Source organism: Methylobacillus methanolivorans, from assembly GCF_054588515.1.
The window spans coordinates 139,383-159,535 of record NZ_BAAILT010000005.1 but is presented as its reverse complement, the minus strand read 5'-3'; the positions used below and the strand labels follow the sequence as shown (position 1 = coordinate 159,535).

Below are 20,153 nucleotides of genomic sequence, written 5' to 3'. Positions count from 1 at the left end.
TGCATGCAGATATTCCGTCATTTTCACCAAGCCGCCCATCATCCACTCGCTGTGGCAATTGGCAATTTTGATGGTGTGCACCTAGGGCACCAGGCTTTGTTACAGCGCCTCAATGAAGTTGCAGCAGCACAAGGCCTGAAATCGGCAGTGATGACTTTTGAGCCGCATCCAAGGGAGTTTTTTGCGCCTGATCAGGCACCTGCACGGCTGACTTCGTTACGCGAGAAGTTGGAGCTATTTGCTGAGGCTGGCGTGGAATATGTCTATGTTTGCCATTTTAATCGTCGTTTCGCTGCGATCACCGTCGAAGCTTTTATGCAGGACATTTTGCGTAACGCGCTGGATGCGCGTGCGGTCTTGGTTGGCGAAGATTTCCGCTTTGGCGCAGGGCGGCAGGGAAGCATGCAGGACTTTGTCCGTGCCGGGTTTAATCTGCAAAGCCAGCCGCAGGTCAACCTCGATGGCAAGCGTGTTTCCAGCACTGCCATTCGTGAAGCGCTCGCCCAAGGCCAGCTTGTGGAGGCTGCGCGCTTGCTGGGTCGTCCTTACAGCATTAGCGGCAAGGTGGTGCATGGCGATAAGCTGGCGCGAGAGCTAGGTTACCCGACGGCGAATATCCATATGCTGCATGATAGGCCACCGTTCTTTGGCATCTATGCGGTAAAATTAGAAGGTTTGGCTGAAGGCAATGGTGCAGACCTGCCCGGTGTCGCCAGCCTTGGCGTGCGGCCAACCGTCAAGCAAAATGGCAAGCCGACGCTGGAAGTGCATTTGTTCGATTTTAACGGCGATATCTATGGCAAGCATGTGCGGGTGAAGTTCATGCACAAGATACGTGATGAGATGAAGTTTGATAGCCTGGATACATTGAAGTACTGGATTGCCAAGGATGCAGAGATGGCGCGTGATTATTTCCGCAGCTATCCTTAAAAAGATTTTAAAGATAGATAGACACTAGACCGATGAGCGAAAACACCAAATACAAGTTGAACCTGCCAGAAACCAGCTTCCCTATGCGAGGAGACTTGGCAAAGCGTGAACCCGCATGGCTGAAGAGCTGGCAGGAAAAACAGGTGTACCAGCGTATACGCAATGCCCGTAAAGGTGCGAAGAAATTCATCCTGCACGACGGCCCTCCTTATGCCAACGGTGCGATTCACCTCGGACATGCGGTCAACAAAATATTGAAGGACATCATCGTCAAGTCCAAGACCTTATCCGGCTTTGATGCGCCTTACGTGCCGGGCTGGGATTGCCATGGCTTGCCGATTGAGCTTGCTGTTGAGAAGCAGCATGGCAAGGATATTCCGCCTGCCAAGTTCCGCGAGTTGTGTCGCGCTTATGCTGCCGAGCAGGTAGCCAAGCAAAAGCAGGATTTCATCCGTCTCGGCGTGTTGGGGGATTGGGATCATCCTTATCTGACCATGGATTTCCATACCGAAGCTGACATTATTCGTGCTCTCGGCGACATTTACAGTAATGGCTATCTCTACCAAGGCTCCAAGCCTGTGCATTGGTGCGTGGATTGCGGCTCGGCATTGGCTGAGGCTGAAGTCGAATACGAAGATGTCAATTCGCCCGCGATTGATGTTGGTTTCAAGTTTGTCGACAATGCCGCGCTGGGCGCAGCGTTCAATGCCGCCATCACTGGCGATGCTTATGCGGTGATCTGGACGACGACCCCTTGGACCTTGCCTGCCAATCAGGCAGTGAGTGTCCACCCTGAGCTGGATTACGACTTGGTGCAAACCTCGCGAGGTCTACTGGTGCTGGTGCATGATCTGGTCGAGGCAACGCTCAAGCGCTATGGTGAAGAAGATGCGCAAGTGCTGGGCTCTGCCAAGGGCGCGGCACTCAAGGGCTTGCTGTTGCAACATCCTTTCGACCAACGTACTGTGCCTGTCATCACCGGTGAGCATGTGACTACCGATGCTGGTACCGGTTTGGTGCACACGGCTGCTGCTCACGGTAATGACGACTGGCTGGTGATGCGTACCAACTACCCTGAGGAAAAACCGCGTGTGCTGATCGGCGGCGATGGCAAGTTCTTCACTAGCGAACTGGTCGAGCTTGCTGCTATCCGCGGACTTAACCGCCAAGAGGCCAACAAGGTCATCCTCACCGTATTGCAGGAAAAAGGCGCTTTATTCGCCAGCGCACGCCTCAACCATAGTTTCCCGCATTGTTGGCGCCACAAGACACCGCTCATGCAACTTGCCACTCACCAGTGGTTCATCGGCATGAACCAGGTAGGTAGCAATGGCAAGTCTTTGCGCGAACTGGCTAACAAGGCAGTGGATGATACGGCGTTCTTCCCGGCCTGGGGTCGTGCCCGCCTGGAAGCGATGATCAAGAATCGTCCTGATTGGTGTGTCTCGCGCCAGCGCAACTGGGGTGTACCTATGCCGTTCTTCGTGCATAAGGAGACAGGCGAGCCGCATCCGCAAACTGCGGCACTGCTGGAAACCGTGGCTTTGCAAGTCGAGCAACAAGGCATTGAAGCCTGGTTCTCGCTGGATGGCGCGGCTTTCCTGGCCCAGCATGCGCCAGATGATGCCGACCAATATCAAAAGGTGACCGATACGCTGGACGTGTGGTTTGATTCCGGTGCTACGCATGCGGCGGTATTAAAGCGTCGTCCTGAACTGCAAAGCCCTGCCGACCTCTATCTGGAAGGGTCGGACCAGCACCGTGGTTGGTTCCAGTCTTCGCTGCTCACCGGTTGCGCCATTGATGGACGTGCACCTTATCATGCCTTGCTGACACATGGTTTTACCGTGGACGAGAAGGGCTACAAGATGTCCAAATCTCGCGGCAACGGTATTGAGCCGCAGGACATCTGCAACCGCTTGGGTGCTGACATGCTGCGCTTGTGGATTGCCTCCACTGATTATTCCGGCGAAATGTCGTTGTCCGAGGAAATCCTCAAGCGTGTGACTGATAGCTATCGCCGAATCCGTAATACCTTGCGCTTCCTGCTGGCCAACCTGGCAGATTTCGATGCCAAGCAGGATATGCTGCCGGTTGAGCAATGGCTGGAGCTTGATCGCTTCGGCCTGGCGTTGACGCAGCAATTGCAGGAGCAAGTGATTGCCGATTTTGACCGCTATGAATTCCACCTTGCCGTACAAAAGCTGGTGGGTTTCTGCTCCGAGGAGCTGGGCGGCTTCTATCTGGATGTCCTGAAAGACCGCTTGTACACTTCGGGAGATCAATCCCACGCGCGTCGTTCCGCACAAAGTGCGCTACATCACATCACTCATGCCTTGATGCGCCTGATGGCACCTATCATGAGCTTCACGGCAGATGAAATCTGGAATACCTTAGGCTTGGATGCCCAGGCCACGGTATTTGAAGAGGTATGGTATGTATTGCCGGCGCATGGTCTGGATGCATCAGTGCTGCAAGATTGGCAAGCCGTGCTTGAAGTGCGCAATGTTGCCAATAAAGCCATTGAGAACGAACGTGCTCAAGGCAAGATAGGCGCTTCGCTACAGGCAGAGCTGGATATCTACGCCAGCGGTGAGACCCATGCCGCACTGGCAAGGTTGCATGAGGATTTACGCTTCGTACTCATGGCTTCCCGCGCTACCTTGCATGCACGTGAAGGCGAGTTGGAGGTACAGGTCAGTGCTAGCTTGCATGCCAAGTGCGACCGCTGCTGGCACTACCGTGCCGATGTGGGTAGCGATGCTGATCACCCCACGATCTGTGGTCGGTGCGTAAGTAATCTCTTTGGCAAAGGCGAGTCACGTCATTATGCTTAAATGGCTAGGCCTGAGTGGCATGGTGATCGCACTGGACTTATATACCAAGCACTTGGTGCTCAAGGCGTTTGAGTATGGCGAACACCTGCCGCTGACATCATTTTTTGACTTGGTGCGCTATCACAACGAGGGTGCTGCATTCAGCTTCCTCGCCGCAGCTGGTGGCTGGCAGCGCATCTTTTTCAGTGCGATTGCCGTGGTCGCGTCAGCGATTATTATTCGCCTGCTACGCAAATATCCGCAGCAGCACCTGTTTTGTTTTGCGCTGGCTTTAGTGTTGGGCGGCGCTTTGGGCAATCTTTATGATCGCGTCACCTTGGGCTACGTGGTTGATTTCCTGTTCTTTCATTACCAGGAGTATTACTGGCCAGCCTTTAATGTGGCAGATTCGGCGATTTGCGTAGGTGTGGCTTTGCTGATACTGGATAGCTTCAGGAAAAAGGCCTGAGACAGTTGCGACATGGAAAAACAAAAAAGCACACCTCGGTGTGCTTTTTTATTATATGAAGTGTACTTAAGCTGCTTGCTTGAGGCTGGCAATATCAATCACGAAGCGGTATTTCACATCGCTCTTTAATATGCGCTCGAATGCGGTATTGATCTCCTGGATGGGGATCAATTCAATATCCGAGGTAATGTTGTGCTCGGCACAGAAATCGAGCATCTCCTGGGTTTCCTTGATGCCGCCGATCAATGAGCCTGCCAGCTTGCGGCGCTTAAAAATGAGGTTGGCGACGCTGGGGGATGGATGTGGACTATCGGGCACGCCAACCAGGCACATGGAGCCATCGCGCTTAAGCAGGCCCATGAATTGATCAAGATCGTGTGGCGCAGCGACAGTATTAAGGATGAAATCAAAGCTGAGCGCATGTTGCTGCATTTGCGCAGCATCTTTCGAGATTACTACCTCATTGGCACCCAAGCGCTTGGCATCTTCTACTTTGCTTGGAGAAGTCGTGAACAATACGGTTTGCGCACCAAATGCCTTGGCAAACTTCACACCCATATGGCCAAGACCACCCAGGCCGACAATGCCGACTTTTTGTCCAGGGCCTACATTCCAGTGGCGCAGTGGTGAGTAAGTGGTAATGCCTGCGCAGAGCAGGGGCGCTGTGGCAGCCAGATTCAGCTTGTCTGAAATCTTGAGAGTGAAACGCTCATCGACAACGATCAAGTTGGAATAACCACCATAAGTTGACTGCCCGGGGGACTGTTTATCTGGGCTGTTATATGTGAACACGGATTGGTTGCAGAATTGCTCCAGTCCCTCTGCGCAGTCTGGGCAAGTGCCGCATGAGTCCACCAAGCAACCGACGCCAGCAAGGTCGCCAGCCTTGAATTTTTTCACGTTGCTACCAACCTGGGTGACGCGGCCAACAATTTCGTGACCAGGTACCATGGGAAAGGTGGAGTTGCCCCATTCGTCCCTTGCTTGGTGCAAGTCTGAATGGCAGACGCCACAGTACAAAATCTCGATCTGCACATCGTTGGCTCCTACCTCACGACGCTCGAATGTGAACGGGGATAACGGTGACTTGGGGTCATGTGCTGCATAGCTGATGGCTTTGGTCATGGCGATGCTCCTAGCGAAATGAAAAACGGTTAATAATCAGAGGTCAGAGGATGACATGATTATGCCGTGCTTCATTGATCCAATGAATGGAAATAACTTCATTTCACAATTCCTGGAAAATGAATAATAAAATCACCAACTGGCCTGGATAGGCCAGTTGGGGTATGGGTTAAAGTGGTGTTGAGATTAGCTGCGACGGTTATCGACCGCAAACCACAGTGCGCTAGAGCTTGCCAGGATCAGGAAGCCGCCAGCCATGGCTAGATCCTTGAGGAACAGAATAGTTTGCATTGAATCTTTGAGATCGAAGTGAAACAGGAAGGCAGCTGCGATACAGAAAATCGCGAGCGCCCAGGCAACCAGTCGTGTCTGGAAGCCAATGACGATGGCAATACCACCAAGAAGCTCAAGTGCAATGGTGGGCCATAACAGGATGCCTGGTATTCCGGCAGACTCCATATAAGCGATAGTGCCAGCCTGATCAGCAATTTTACCTGCGCCTGCAACAATGAAAATGATGGCAAGCAGGATACGTCCAACGACATGTGCATACTGGTTCATTCATTTCTCCTCGGCTTCATATTTGGAATAGTTGGCGACAGATCAATATCACCTGCCGCCAAGCTCCACCATAAAACAATTTTGCCGTGGATGCCATGCTGACGCACACATCTATACCACCTGAGATGCCGCTTATGCCTTGGCGATGGCCTCCAGCGCAGCTTTCACGCCTGATGCATAAGCTGGGTCTGCCCGGTGGAATTGCGCCAAGATACGCTCCTGGATAGAGGCATTCGCCTGCGATAACCCAGCGGCAATATTGTTAACCAATTGCTGTTTTTGCTCTGCATCCATCAGGCGGAACAAGGCACCTGGCTGGCTGAAGTAGTCTTCATCCGATTGATCGTGATAGCTAATCCATGCATCCTCCAGCACGGGAAGGGCTGGTTGAGCATAATGGGCGGCTGGGGCTGGCGACACGCCTGCTCTGTCATTGGGATAGAAGTTAGGTGTTTGGTGAAGGCTGTTGGCGGATGCACCATGGCCTGTCACCGGGCAACCTGCGGCCATGGCGCCGTCACGTTGGTAATGGTGTACTGGGCAGCGTGCGGCATTGACGGGCAGTTGGTTGGCATTGACCCCAACACGGTAGCGGTGTGCATCTTGGTAGGCTAGCAAGCGTGCCTGCAACATTTTGTCTGGCGAGGCACCAATGCCTGGCACCAGGTTGCTGGGCGCAAATGCCGATTGTTCGGTTTCGGCAAAGTAGTTGTCGACATTGCGGTTCAACTCAAGTTGGCCAATCTCGATCAAGGGGTAGTCGCTATGCGGCCAGACCTTGGTGAGGTCGAACGGGTTGATCTTATAAGTGCGGGCCTCAGCTTCCGTCATGATTTGCACCTTGACAGTCCAAGAGGGGAATTCGCCCCTGGCAATCGCTTCCACCAGGTCTTGTTGTGTGCCATGTGTGGGCAACTTGGCCGCCTCATCTGCTGTTACGGTCTTGATGCCTTGGTTGCTCTTGATGTGCCACTTGACCCATACGCGTTCGCCCTTGTCATTCCAGAAGCTGAGTGTATGCGAGCTAAAGCCATGCATGTGGCGGTAAGATGCAGGAATGCCGCGATCAGACATGAGGATGGTCATCTGGTGCAAGGATTGTGGGTGGTTGGCCCAGAATTCATAAGCGTTAGCGGGATTGGGCAGGTTGGTTTGCGGGTCTTTTTTCTGCGAGTGAATAAAGTCCGGGAACTTGATTGGGTCGTTGAGGAAGAACACCGGGGTGTTATTGCCGACGAGATCAAAATTGCCTTCGCGCGTATAAAACTTGATGGCAAATCCCCTGGGGTCGCGGGCAAAGTCACTGGAGTCCTGACCACCACCTACTGTGGAGAAGCGTACGAATACCTCGGTTTTATCACCTACCTGCTGCAAAAAGCTCGCTATCGTGCGATCACTCAAACTCTTGGTTAGTGTGAATGTGCCATAGGCGCCTGTACCACGCGCATGAACTACACGCTCGGGGATACGTTCACGGTTGAAATGGGCAAGCTTCTCGAACAGGTAGTGGTTATCGAACGTGAGAGGGCCGCGTGGACCAACACTAATGCTGTTGTTATCGTCTGGAACCGGGGCTCCTGCTGACGTGGTCAAGGTGCTCATGACTTTCTCCTGGGTTGGTGGCTGTATATTGTTTATTTATCTCGGGCAATGTTTTATTCATACCACAGTACTCTTATAAAACAGCGCCTCTTGGATGACAACCATCTTACCTATGACGTTCATGTACTAAAAATTGATTGTTTCTATTTTGTTGATAAGAATAATTAATTGATTTATGCAGAGAAGTGCAATAAAAAAGGAGCCATAAGCTCCTTTTTTCTGTATGCCCTAGCTACCTTATTGATGGGGGTTTACTCGGATTTTTTGCAGGATGATGGTGGATAGCTCCTCAATTGAACGACTGGTAGAGTCGATCCAGTTGATACCTTCACGCTGCATCAGGTCTTCAGCCAGGCGGATTTCCTGGCGGCAGTTGTCCAGTGATGCATAGTGGCTATCAGGGCGACGCTCACTACGCACGCTGTGCAGGCGCTCTGGGTTGATCGAGAGGCCATAGAGCTTTTCTGGATATTTCTTCAAGGCTTCGGGCAAGGTGCCACGCTCTAGATCTTCCGGGATGAGCGGGTAGTTGGCGGCCTTGATGCCGAACTGCATGGCCAGGTATAGGCTGGTGGGTGTCTTGCCACAACGGGATACGCCAACCAGAATGACTTGTGCCTCGCTCAGGCCGAAATCGGTCATGCCGTCATCGTGATTGAGCGTAAAGTTGATGGCATCAATACGCTCGTAATAGCTGTTACCCAGCACGCTGTGGGCAATGCCCGAGGTGCGCGAGGGTTGCTCTTGCAACTCTTCTGCCAATGGATCGACGAATGATCCAAACACATCCAGGTGCACGGCATTGCTTTGCTTGAGCTTGTCGCGCAGATCGGTATTGACGAGGGTCATCACGATGATAGGACGTGCACCATCGGCTTTTTCCGTATCGGCAATCTTCACCAATGCCTCTTCCACCTTCTGCTCAGAGTTGGTGAAAGGCAGGCGGATATGCTTGAAACTCACCGTCGGGAAGTGCGCCAGCAAATGCCCGACGGATTCGGCAGTAATCCCGGTACCGTCGGAAATGAAAAATACACTACGTTGTTGCATGGCGCGCTATCCCTTTAGCCTGATGAATTACTTCTTGCTGATACGTTGCCAGGTATTGATCACGGTATCAGGGTTGAGCGAGACAGATTTGATGCCCTTTTCTACCAACCACTCCGCGAAATCTGGGTGATCGGAAGGCCCTTGACCGCAAATACCAACGTATTTGCCCAGGCGGTTAGCTGTGCTGATCGCCATTTCCAGCAATACCTTGACCGCAGGGTCGCGCTCATCAAAGCCTGCTGCAACGAGGCCAGAGTCACGGTCCATACCCAGCGAGAGCTGTGTCAGGTCGTTGGAGCCGATGGAGAAGCCATCGAAGTATTCCAGGAACTGCTCAGCCAACAAGGCGTTGGAAGGAATTTCGCACATCATGATCAGGCGCAAGCCATGCTCACCACGCTTGAGGCCGTGCTTGGCGAGAATCTCGACCACTTTGCGTGCTTCATCCAGCGTACGGACAAATGGAATCATCAATTCAATATTGGTGAGGCCGAGTTGCTCACGTACTTTGCGCATAGCGATGCACTCCAGCTCGAAGCAGTCTTCGAAATCTGGTGATATGTAGCGTGTTGCGCCACGGAAGCCCAGCATTGGGTTTTCTTCTTCTGGCTCGTAGATTTCGCCGCCAATCAGCTTGCGGTATTCGTTCGACTTGAAGTCGGACATACGCGCAATGACTGGCTTGGGCCAGAATGCTGCACCAATGGTGGCGACACCTTCTGCCAGCTTGTCGATATAGAACTGGCGTGGGCTGTCATAGCCCTGAGCGCGGCGCTTGATATCTTCTTGCAGTTCGGCAGGTACGCTATCCAGGTTCAGGATGGCCTTGGGGTGGATGCCGATCATGTTGTTGATCACGAATTCCAGGCGGGCCAGGCCAACACCATCGTTCGGGATTTGTGCAAAGCTGAACGCCATGTCGGGATTGCCAACGTTCATCATGACCTTGACCGGTGCAGGTGGCAGTTTTGCCTTTTCTTCCTGGGTCACGGTGAATGGAATCGCGCCGGTATACACGTAACCGGTTTCACCTTCTGCACAGGAAACGGTGACGATCTGGCCGTCTTCCAGCAGATCAGTTGCATTCACGCTGCCAACAATCGCAGGGATGCCCAGTTCACGCGCAATGATTGCTGCGTGGCAGGTACGACCACCACGGTTGGTCACCAGTGCAGATGCGCGCTTCATGACGGGTTCCCAGTTCGGGTCTGTCATGTCGGCAACTAGTACGTCACCAGGTTGTACGGTGTTCATTTCAGAAGCATGCTTGACCACGCGAACCGGGCCAGAGCCTACTTTTTGCGTCACGGCACGACCAGTGATGATCGCGGTGTTGCCGCTGCTGTTGATCTGGAACTTCTCAACAACGTTGCCGCTTTGGGACTTCACAGTCTCCGGGCGCGCTTGCAAAATGTAGAGCTTGCCATCTACGCCATCACGGCCCCACTCTACGTCCATTGGACACTTGTAGTGCTCTTCAATCAATACGGCAAAACGGGCGAGTTCGAGGATTTCTTCATCAGCGATGGAGTAGCGGGCACTTTCTTCCTTACTGTTTTCTACCGTGTGGGTACTCTTGCCGGCGACATTGCTGTCGCTGAATACCATCTTGATCAGCTTGGAGCCAAGGTTGCGACGCACAATGGCAGGGAAGCCCTTGGCGAGCAATGGCTTGTGCACATAGAACTCATCGGGGTTTACCGCACCTTGGACCACGGTTTCACCGAGGCCGTAGGATGAAGTGATGAACACAACATCTGGGAAACCAGACTCGGTGTCCATGGTGAACATGACGCCAGAGCTCCCCAGATTGCTGCGTACCATACGCTGCACGCCAGCAGACAAGGCGACATCCGCATGAACGAAGCCCTTGTGAACGCGATAGGAAATAGCACGGTCATTGTAGAGGGAAGCAAATACTTCCTTGATGGCATGCAGGATGTTGTCCAGGCCGTGGATATTGAGGAAGCTTTCCTGTTGGCCTGCAAAGGAGGCATCAGGCAAGTCTTCTGCAGTGGCTGAAGAGCGTACGGCAAATGTCATGTCGTCGCCAGAATCGGCGGTCAGTGTCTTGTAATGTTCTGCAATGGCGTCTTGCAGCTCCTTGGGGAACGGAGTGTCCACGATCCACTGGCGGATTTTCTCGCCGGTGGTAGCCAATGCATCAACATCATCAACGTCCAGCTTGTCCAGCTCTGCATTGATGCGCTTATCCAGGCCATCTTTTGCCAAGAATTCGCGATAAGCGTGGGCTGTTGTGGCAAAACCACCTGGCACTCGTACGCCTTTTGCAGTGAGCTGGCTGATCATTTCGCCCAAAGAGGCATTCTTGCCGCCAACTGCTGGCACATCGGTGATGCGCAGTTTGTCAAAGGCGATTACGTAATCCAACATGTTTACTCTCCATCAATTACATGGCGCTGGGCGCACGTAAGTTTTTGTTTCAGTATGGCTTTCCACTGAGCTGTTGAGCTGCTTGGGGATCGGGATACTAAAAAAGCTAAAGATTTTAAGGGGATGCAGATAAGAAAACCAATATTTTGCCTTATTCTGGGCTTTGGTGTCACCTGTCACTGTGCGGTGACACCAAAAAATCACCTTGAAAACGCAATAATATTAGATTGTAAACGCTGAGTCGTCAGTTCGGATAGGCAAGGCACTAGTCCAAATGGGCTAGGCACTGATTGTTATCCATCATCTTAAATATGACAGCGCTTACTTCTTGGCAGGATGCTTGTTCAGTTTCCGTTGCAGTGTGCGCCTGTGCATATTCAGGCTACGCGCCGTGGCAGAGATATTGCCATCGTGTTCTTGTAGCACGCGCTGGATGTGTTCCCACTCCATACGATTGACGGAAAGCGCGTTGCTGGGCACTGGGGCGTTGATGTCTCCTTCGACGCGCTCGAAAGCGGCTAAAATCTGGTCGGCATCTGCAGGCTTTGCAAGATAGTGCGTGGCTCCCAGCTTGACGGCCTCTACGGCGGTGGCAATGCTGGCATAACCAGTGAGTACTACGATGCGCGTCTGGTTATCCAGTTGATGCAGGTGTTTGACCAATGCCAGCCCGGAGTCTCCGGGCATGCGCAAGTCAATCACGGCATATTCGGGACTTTCGTCCACATACATGCAGATGGCTTCTGCAACATTGTGGGCGACTTGCACAAGAAAGCCGCGTTTATGCATGGCTTTTTCCAGCACCTGGGTAAAGACTTCATCATCGTCCACCAGTAGCATCGTCGGTTGGTCAGGTAAGGGTGCTTGTGTCATGGTGCTGGTGTCGATGGCAGTTTTAATTGTAGTTTCTTCAGTGGGATACGTATTTGGGTAAGCGTGCCTTGCGTCTCCCGCGGGGTAAAGGTGACTTCGCCATCAAATTTTTCCAGCACGGACTTGGCCAGAAAGATACCCAGCCCTAATCCGCCCGCGGCTTGCTTGCTGCTGTTGAAGGGTTTTCCCAGCAAGGCAGGGTGGTCCGCGCCAGGGAATTGCCCTTGGTCATCAATATCAATCACCAGGTTGTCTTGGGCTATCTTGGCCACCAGGCTAATTCCCTCTGGCGAGGCATCGGCTGCATTATTGATCAAGTTGCTGATAGCCTGGCCTAGTGCCAGGTCGGCGACGATGACGGGAGAAGGTGACGGGAGCTGTATATCCATCGCGAGCGGGGTGGCGGGACGCATATCTTGCCAGCGCTCTGCGACGTATTGGATAAATGCATGCGCAGGCATTGCGCTGCTAGCATCGGAACGTATCATGCCTGCCGATGCAGTAATGGAGGAAAGTATTTCCTTGCAGCGGTCAACTTGCTTGCGCAACAGCGTGAGTGAGCTTGTCAGCTCCTTATCGTGCTGATGCTCCTGCACTAACTCCTGAGTAAGGACTGCCATGGTGGAAAGTGGCGTGCCTAGCTCGTGAGCGGCCCCTGTTGCTAGTGTGCCAAGCGCTAGCATGCGCTCGCTGGCGAGTACTTTTTCCCGTGATTCTGCAAGTAGTTTGTCATATTCCCTCAGGTTGCGCCCCATGCGCTCGACGAAAAACGCAATGACGATGGCACTGACGACAAAGCCCCCCCACATGCCGAGCAAATGCAGGCTGAAGCCTTCATCATGCTCGTGATATGGCGCGCCATGCTGCATATGGCTGTGGATGGTCAACGGTTCGTACCAGAACATGAGCAAGCTATAAGCTGTGATGACTAGTGCGGCAATCAGCCAAGTGTAACGCCAAGGGAGTGCCACGGCGGCAACTGAAAGAGGTAGTAAGTACATCCAGACAAAAGGGTTGCTATAGCCTCCCGTGGCGTAAAAGAGCCATGTGAGCAGGGTGATGTCGAGCAATAGCTGCGTCAGCAACTCCAGTTCATGGATGCGGGCCTGGCGCCACAGTCTCAACCAACTGATGAGGTTGACGACCAGCATCAAGCTAATAGCGCTGACGACCTTGAGCGTGGGGAGCACGATATCAAATACCTGAGTGGCGACAATACTAGCCATAACCAGCGCGGTCATCATGACTACACGTAGCCACAACAACCGACGCAGATTAGTGGTAAAGGCAAGGGAAGACATGGCGTAATGTTAACCTAGACATGATCAGGCAGGGCATGTGACAAAATGTCACGTATGTATCATCGCTATGTCGGAGTAAGAGGGGCTGGGGGCTGCGACAACGTGTCGCATTCACAGGCTGGAGGACAGCATTTATATTTCCCTTATCCGATTAAGGATTCCTCATCTAAAGGTCTATGGACTTTTTTCAGGGGCTGGGTACTTGCTGGTACCCAGCCTTTTTCTTTGTTTTTAATCCTAGTGAAGTTGCCATCTATCCCTTTGAGGTTGATGAGCAGCTATCGCTGTCAGATATCCAACCGGAGCGAGGCATATACGCCGCGACCTTCGCCAGGAGAGTGCAGGGTTTGCGCGTACTCAGTATCGTAATATGCATATTCATAGTAACGATCCATTAGATTACGTACTTGCAACTCCAGGCTGATGTTTTTCTGCACTTGCCAGGCTGCGCTGAGGTTGAGCAGGAAATAACCGCCATATTTTCCCCAAGTGTTGGAACGCTCAAGATAATAGTCGCCTTGGCCATTGCCCCAGGCTGAAAGCTTGAGCGTGGACAATAGGCGGTAATCTGCGCCCAGGCCATAAATCTGCCGGGGCACATGATCAATCTCGTTCCCTTTGTTGGAAAGCTCGGTATTCCCGGGCTTGGTGATCTCGGAGCGTTGCACCGAGAGATTGGCCCAAATATCCAGTTTTTCAGTTGGACGCAGGTTAGCCTGGAAATCTATCCCTTGCCGCAAGGTCTCGCCGATGTTTTCAGAGTCGTTGCTGGCGCTGCCCAAGATGCGGCGAGCTTCATTGTTGGCTTTTTGTTCCCAGGCGGCAATGCGTCCATCTATCCAATTAGTCGGCTGGAACTTCAGGCCCAGTTCCCAACCCTCATTGATCGAGGGCTTGAGGTCGGGGGCGAGCGGGTTGGTTTTATAAGTCGCTGCCCCTATGCCCACCTGGAAGCTGCGCCCCCAATTACCATAGGCGCTGTAATGTTCTGAAAAGTTATATACCGCGCTGAGCTTGGGTTGGCGGATCGCGCCATAGTCTTGGATATCTGCCGTGGTGCCCGTGAGGATATTTCTGAAATCCCCCTCTACGCGATCTACACGATAGGCGGGCACGATCTTGAGCTTCGCTGTCGGGCGGATGACGGCTTGCAAGTAAACACCATAGGTATCGAAGGCATAGTGCTGGTTGCGTGTTGCGCTGAGTCGCTGACGTGCATTCGTCGTGTATCGGTAGTTCTCGTTGTTCTGCCATTCGGCACTCAGGCCACTTTCAATCGCTAGGCTATGCAGGCCCAGATGCTCGACATTTGGTCTCCACGTCAGGGTGGAGAGTAGCCCGGTATGGTTTTCCCTGAGTAGACGCTCCTGCTGATTGGGGTTCATGATGGAAAAGCGCACCCAGCGCTGATCATCCATGGTGTTGAGGTAGGCCTTGTTGGAAAGAAACCAGCGCTCATTGATGCTCCAGTCAAGGTGCAGGCTGAGCTGGTTGAGCTCACGTTCGCCACCATCTGTGCTGTTGTGCGGCATGGATTGACGGGGGTGGGCGCGTGCCTGATCGTAGGTGAGGTAGCCAGCCTCCTGTGCATCCTGTCGGTAATGACGGGCGATCAAGCCGGTGCGCAAGCGCCCGTCACTGGAGTCGTAAAACCATTTGCCAGCTACTGAGTGCTTGCGGGAATCAGAGTGGGCGCGATAACCATCGTATTCCTGCACTGCGGCAAAATAATTCTGGCTGAAGCCGTCTTTCTCAATGCCCATGGCTGTTTGCAATTCACGTGTGTTGAAGCTGCCATAGCTGGCACGTGCTGTCGTATAGTTGCCGCCGATACGGGTCACAACATTGGCATTGCCAGCAATGTTATGCAGGCCGTAACGTGGATCATTGGTACCACGCACTACTTCGATAGCCTCGATATCAAGTGGCATGATCATGTCGAGGTACGGCATGTTGCCATCGTTGCTGTTGCTGGGGATGCCGTCGATCAATAACTTAACGGCATTGATCTCGCCCTCGCCATTGAAGCCACGGAATGAAAATTTTCCTGTCGAGGTCCCCATGCGGTACTCGGTCAGCATAACGCCAGGTGCGCGGGAGAACAGCTGCCAACTATTTTGTACGGTCTGGTTTTCAATAGCGTCCTTGCCAATCACGTCCACGGAGGAAAGGATGCTACGTGCAGGTAGGCTGGAGGAGCGGTTGCCAGTGACAACGATGCCACCAATTGTCATGGTCGAATCTTGCTCATTTGCTGTTGTTGCGACATGGTCAGCAACAGCTCGCTGGCTACAGGCTGTCATGATCAACAGCACAATAGCGCGGTAACGATAAGGCATGAAGATGCTCCTGATGCGGCTAATTTTATAAACGATATTGCATATGTTGGTCATGAGGCAACTACCATGAAGCCTGCCGGTTTACGCAAGAAAAGCATATACTTGCCGTCTGGTTTAAAGCTGGTCGGGTAATGTCTTGTCAGTTGCATAGGTAGAGATGGTCAGCGTGTGTATTCATCTCTATAAAAGCTGTGCCAATGAGTTCTTTGTGTTTTTTTGCCTACCAGCAACCAGGCGCGGATAATAACAACAAAACGATTTGCTAAGCGTGCGGCAGATTGTCGCACCTATACCATTTGCGTCATGCTCTACATGAGTCAATGAAACATGAAACAACAGATTATTGGAATTATCGGGGTATTACTCAGTTGCTCAGCTCTGGCGGCCGAAGTTGGTCGCGATGTCGTCAATCAGGAGGACGATATCAAGCTACGCCAGTTGGCAGAACGTATCCCTAGCAATTGCCGGGTGGCCGCTACGCGAGACAGCAACGATCAGCCGGTATTTTTCTGGCAACACACATTTAATGACGGTACGCGTGACTTGGTGATGGCGACCTCACTCGAGGGCCGCCTGCAAGGGATTCGTCGCGTGACCTATGGCGGTAGTCGCAGTCTGGGTTGCCACTTTCCTTTGCTCGCCATCGTCAAGGGCGGGCAATGGGGTTGGCACTTGGTCTGGATGCGTATGAATAAGGGGGTGTATTACGCACGCATGGATGGTGCGGCCTGGGTATCCTCACCGCCCAAGCGTATGTCCACCGATGATGTCAGTTATATCGAGCTGACATCGCTCAATACACAGGTCAACCTCAATTGGCTGGAGATTCGCAATGATGGCTCTTCATTATTGCATCAAATGATGTCTGACGATGAGGGCCGCACCTGGAACAAGCAGCGCTAGCAGAATGTAGGATTTAGTTGCTGTTGGTGCTTGAATTCACCTAGATGGCCACCACTTAGTAGTCAAGCAACTTACATATTGAAGGAAGGCAAGCATGCGTTTCGACAAACTGACTACCAAGTTTCAACAAGCATTAGCCGATGCTCAAAGTATTGCCGTCGGCAATGACAACCCGAATATAGAAGCATCACATTTGCTTTTGGCACTATTGGGCCAGGATGATGGCGGTACGGCATCGTTATTGGCACGTGCAGGTGCCAACCTCGCCCCACTGAAAGCTGGCTTGCAAGCTGCGATTGACAAGCTGCCCAAGGTGCAAGGTAACGGCGGTGAAGTCTCTATTTCCCGTGAGCTCAATAACCTCCTGAATGTCACTGACCGTAACGCCCAGAAGCGGAATGATGCTTATATCGCGAGCGAAATGTTCCTCCTCGCCCTGGCGGATGACAAGGGTGATACCGGTCGCCTGCTGAAAACCCATGGCTTGACCAAGCCCGCACTTGAGCAAGCCGTGAATGCTGTACGTGGCACTGATAACGTCAATAGCCAGGAGGCTGAGGGCAATCGCGAGGCCTTGAAGAAGTTCACGGTAGATCTCACCGGGCGTGCCCGTCACGGCAAGCTGGATCCCGTCATCGGGCGTGATGATGAGATCCGGCGTGCCATTCAGGTATTGCAGCGTCGCACCAAGAACAACCCGGTATTGATCGGCGAACCCGGCGTGGGCAAGACCGCCATTGTTGAAGGCTTGGCCCAGCGTATCGTTAATGGCGAAGTGCCAGAAACGCTCAAGAACAAGCGAGTGCTGGTGCTCGATATGGCGGGCCTGCTGGCGGGTGCCAAGTACCGTGGCGAGTTCGAGGAGCGCTTGCAGGCGGTATTGAAGGAGCTGGCGCAGGATGAAGGCCAGACCATCGTCTTTATTGACGAAATCCATACGATGGTGGGTGCAGGCAAGGCGGAAGGCGCCATGGATGCGGGCAATATGCTCAAGCCAGCGTTGGCGCGTGGTGAGCTGCACTGCGTGGGCGCAACTACATTGGATGAATACCGCAAGTACATTGAGAAGGATGCTGCGCTGGAGCGCCGCTTCCAGAAGGTGCTGGTGGACGAGCCTTCAGTTGAGGCAACCATCGCCATCCTGCGCGGCCTGCAGGAAAAGTATGAAGTGCACCATGGCGTGGAGATCACTGATCCTGCGATCGTGGCTGCTGCCGAATTGAGTCATCGCTACATTACTGACCGTTTCCTGCCGGACAAGGCCATCGACCTGATCGACGAAGCTGCTTCGCGCATCAAGATGGAAATTGATTCCAAGCCGGAGGCACTGGATAAGCTGGAGCGCCGCCTGATTCAACTCAAGATTGAGCGTGAAGCTGTGCATCGCGAAAAGGATGAGGCTTCGCAAAAACGCTTGTCGTTGATTGAGGACGAAATCCGTCGCCTGGAAAAAGAATATGCCGATCTTGAAGAAATCTGGAAGGCAGAAAAAGCCCAGGTTCAAGGTAGCAAGCATTTAAAAGAGGAAATCGAGAAGGTCAGGCTGCAAATCGAGGAAGCCACGCGCAAGGGTGAATGGCAGAAGGTCTCTGAGTTGCAATATGGCAAGCTGCCGCAGCTTGAAACCCAACTTAAGCAGGCTGCCAGTGCGGAAGAGGGCGAGCAAAAGCCACACCGCTTGCTGCGTACGCAAGTTGGTGCAGAAGAGATCGCCGAGGTGGTCTCGCGTGCAACAGGCATCCCTGTCTCCAAAATGCTGCAAGGCGAGCGCGATAAACTACTGCACATGGAAGACAAGTTGCACGAGCGTGTGGTGGGGCAGGATGAAGCAGTTCGCTTAGTCAGCGATGCGATCCGTCGTTCACGCTCTGGGCTGTCCGATCCGAATAAACCTTATGGCTCTTTCTTGTTCCTTGGGCCTACTGGCGTCGGCAAGACGGAGCTTACCAAGGCATTGGCGGGCTTCCTGTTTGATTCGGAAGACCATCTGATCCGTATCGACATGAGCGAGTTCATGGAAAAGCATTCCGTGGCGCGCCTGATTGGCGCACCTCCTGGCTATGTGGGTTATGAGGAAGGTGGTTACCTGACCGAGGCTGTACGCCGCAAGCCTTATTCGGTGATTTTGCTGGATGAGGTGGAAAAGGCCCACCCGGATGTGTTCAATGTGCTGTTGCAAGTGCTGGACGATGGCCGCCTGACGGATGGACAAGGTCGTACTGTCGATTTCAAGAATACGGTGATTATCATGACCTCTAACCTGGGTTCGCAAATGATCCAGAACATGAGTGGTGATGACTACCAGGTTGTGAAACTGGCTGTCATGGGCGAAGTGAAGGCTAACTTTAGACCGGAATTCGTCAACCGTATTGACGAGGTTGTGGTGTTCCATGCACTGGGCGAATCACATGTGAAATCGATTGCCAGCATCCAGTTGCAGAACCTTGCCAAGCGCCTGGTTGCTCTGGAGATGCAGCTGGATGTGAGCGATGCTGCCCTGGCTGAAATTGCCAGTGCTGGTTTCGACCCGGTGTATGGCGCGAGGCCACTCAAGCGTGCCATCCAGTCCGAGATCGAGAATCCACTCGCCAAGGAAATCCTCAACGGCAACTTTGCTGCGAAGGATACCGTGCACGTGGATTTCAAGGGCGGGCGCATGCTGTTCAGCAAGGCCTAAGTCAGGCAAGGGCATGACAGCCCTTGCCCATGCTTCACGACAACACTGGCTGCTCTAGCAGCCAGTGTCATTTCTACGGTGAGGCAACCGTGCTTGCGATTAAGATATTTACGGGTTAAATGCTTGCGGCAATACAGGAATCTCGATGCCCGCAGCCTGCAGTAGCGGGGTGGATTTTCCCAGCCCACTTTGTTGCATGAGCGGGTACGGAATTTTCTGTACCAGCGTTTTCAATGCTTCTATCTGCAAGATGGTGATGGTGCCGTAGGCATGCTGGATGAGTCCTTGTTCCGAGAGGCCTTTCAACTCCTTGTTGATGCTCTGGCGTGAGAGCGAAAGCATGAAGCTCATTTCATCCTGGGAAATCCGCAGGTCTATCAGTGTGCCTTCTGCCGTGATGCTGCCATAACGCTCTGCCAGGTTGAGCAGCAGATGAATCAGCCTTTCCCTGGGGCGCTGGATCAGGGCATGGCTGTTTTGCACTGCCATGCCATGCAGGCGTTCGCACAGCACATTCATGAAGGGGGCCATCAATTGCGGTAATTTAGCCAATATATTCAGGATGACCTGCTTGGGGATCAGGATCAGGCTGGTCTGTGTGCGGGCGACGAAATCCCAGGGAATGGGGGTGCCGGTAAATATCTGGATCAAGGCCAACATATCACCATGCTGATCCCAGGTGGGGGAGGTGAGTTTCCTGCCGTCAGGGTAAGCCAGCTCGACGAAAATAATACCGGTCAACACGATAATCAGGTGGGGAGGATCTTCATTGGCATCCATCACTTTCTGTCCACGCCGGTAGTGCTTGATGAAGGCGGCGGCGATCAATGCTTCCCGTGCCCTGGGCGGGAACAGCCGAAAAATCGAGTGTTGTTCAATTTCATGATGGATATTGAACTGATGTGGGCTTCTCATGAGGGTGTGATCCTGAAGTTGTGCAGATTTTACCACCCTCTGACCAAGCAGGAAGGTGCCGGTGTATTAAGTCTGGATTAAATCCTATCTCTTTTTCATATTCTATTTTGGAATATTAATAATAATTATAAGTCTAGAAAATTGTAAACATCTTGATATTGTTTTGACGGCTGAGTTCATACACTAGGCGGTATTGTA

The 20,153-nt window shown here is 52.8% G+C and carries 14 protein-coding genes; 5 read left to right on the top strand and 9 right to left on the bottom strand.

Translation table 11 applies throughout. From position 1 onward, the window contains the following. The first annotated feature begins 3 nt into the window (after positions 1-3). Genes LG202_RS13525 through lspA form a run of 3 tightly spaced genes read left to right on the top strand, consistent with a single transcriptional unit; the run spans position 4 to position 4,215 of the window. Positions 4-930, top strand: a complete 927-nt coding sequence (locus LG202_RS13525; protein ID WP_230348909.1) for a bifunctional riboflavin kinase/FAD synthetase — start codon at positions 4-6, stop codon at positions 928-930. A 32-nt stretch (positions 931-962) separates the two neighbouring features. After that, positions 963-3,767 (top strand): isoleucine--tRNA ligase, encoded by a 2,805-nt coding sequence (ileS, locus tag LG202_RS13520; protein WP_230348908.1) that lies wholly within the window; start codon positions 963-965, stop codon positions 3,765-3,767. Then, the gene (gene lspA, locus LG202_RS13515) at positions 3,760-4,215 is read left to right on the top strand and encodes a signal peptidase II (protein WP_230348907.1); all 456 of its coding nucleotides are present in this window, start codon (positions 3,760-3,762) and stop codon (positions 4,213-4,215) included. The genes ileS and lspA overlap by 8 nt, the downstream gene beginning before the upstream one ends. 66 nt (positions 4,216-4,281) lie before the next feature. On the opposite strand, the gene LG202_RS13510 is transcribed toward lspA, so the two are convergent. The 8 genes from LG202_RS13510 to LG202_RS13475 form a co-directional block, all read right to left on the bottom strand. Further along, complete coding sequence (locus LG202_RS13510; protein ID WP_230348906.1) at positions 4,282-5,340, bottom strand: NAD(P)-dependent alcohol dehydrogenase; 1,059 nt, start codon at positions 5,338-5,340, stop codon at positions 4,282-4,284. 186 nt (positions 5,341-5,526) lie between these two features. Continuing rightward, positions 5,527-5,901 carry a DoxX family protein gene (locus tag LG202_RS13505; RefSeq protein ID WP_230348905.1) on the bottom strand — a complete coding sequence of 125 codons (375 nt, stop codon included), beginning with the start codon at positions 5,899-5,901 and terminating at the stop codon, positions 5,527-5,529. A 132-nt stretch (positions 5,902-6,033) separates the two neighbouring features. Further along, the gene (locus tag LG202_RS13500) at positions 6,034-7,503 is read right to left on the bottom strand and encodes a catalase (RefSeq protein WP_230348904.1); all 1,470 of its coding nucleotides are present in this window, start codon (positions 7,501-7,503) and stop codon (positions 6,034-6,036) included. 237 nt (positions 7,504-7,740) lie between these two features. Then, positions 7,741-8,553: a posphoenolpyruvate synthetase regulatory kinase/phosphorylase PpsR gene (gene ppsR / locus LG202_RS13495; RefSeq protein ID WP_230348903.1), complete on the bottom strand. Its 813-nt coding sequence runs from the start codon at positions 8,551-8,553 to the stop codon at positions 7,741-7,743. A 27-nt stretch (positions 8,554-8,580) separates the two neighbouring features. Continuing rightward, the gene (gene ppsA / locus LG202_RS13490) at positions 8,581-10,947 is read right to left on the bottom strand and encodes a phosphoenolpyruvate synthase (RefSeq protein ID WP_230348902.1); all 2,367 of its coding nucleotides are present in this window, start codon (positions 10,945-10,947) and stop codon (positions 8,581-8,583) included. Between the two features lie 321 nt (positions 10,948-11,268). Beyond that, the gene (locus LG202_RS13485) at positions 11,269-11,820 is read right to left on the bottom strand and encodes a response regulator transcription factor (RefSeq protein ID WP_230348901.1); all 552 of its coding nucleotides are present in this window, start codon (positions 11,818-11,820) and stop codon (positions 11,269-11,271) included. Then, positions 11,817-13,121, bottom strand: coding sequence for an ATP-binding protein (locus LG202_RS13480; protein ID WP_230348900.1), 1,305 nt, complete (start codon positions 13,119-13,121; stop codon positions 11,817-11,819). Before LG202_RS13480 ends, LG202_RS13485 begins: the two co-directional genes overlap by 4 nt. A 287-nt stretch (positions 13,122-13,408) precedes the next feature. Next, positions 13,409-15,460, bottom strand: coding sequence for a TonB-dependent receptor (locus LG202_RS13475; protein ID WP_230348899.1), 2,052 nt, complete (start codon positions 15,458-15,460; stop codon positions 13,409-13,411). A 327-nt stretch (positions 15,461-15,787) separates the two neighbouring features. On the opposite strand from LG202_RS13475, the gene LG202_RS13470 reads away from it, so the two are divergent. Together LG202_RS13470 and clpB are read left to right on the top strand one after the other, a co-directional pair. Further along, a complete protein-coding gene (locus LG202_RS13470) occupies positions 15,788-16,363 on the top strand; it encodes a hypothetical protein (RefSeq protein ID WP_230348898.1) in 576 nt (191 codons plus the stop codon). A 94-nt stretch (positions 16,364-16,457) separates the two neighbouring features. After that, on the top strand, positions 16,458-19,040 hold the full coding sequence (gene clpB / locus LG202_RS13465; protein ID WP_230348897.1) for an ATP-dependent chaperone ClpB: 2,583 nt from the start codon (positions 16,458-16,460) through the stop codon (positions 19,038-19,040). Positions 19,041-19,148: 108 nt separating this feature from the next. Here the strand turns inward: clpB and LG202_RS13460 are convergent, their stop codons facing one another. Beyond that, positions 19,149-19,955, bottom strand: a complete 807-nt coding sequence (locus LG202_RS13460) for a Crp/Fnr family transcriptional regulator (RefSeq protein WP_230348896.1) — start codon at positions 19,953-19,955, stop codon at positions 19,149-19,151. Positions 19,956-20,153 lie beyond the last annotated feature (198 nt).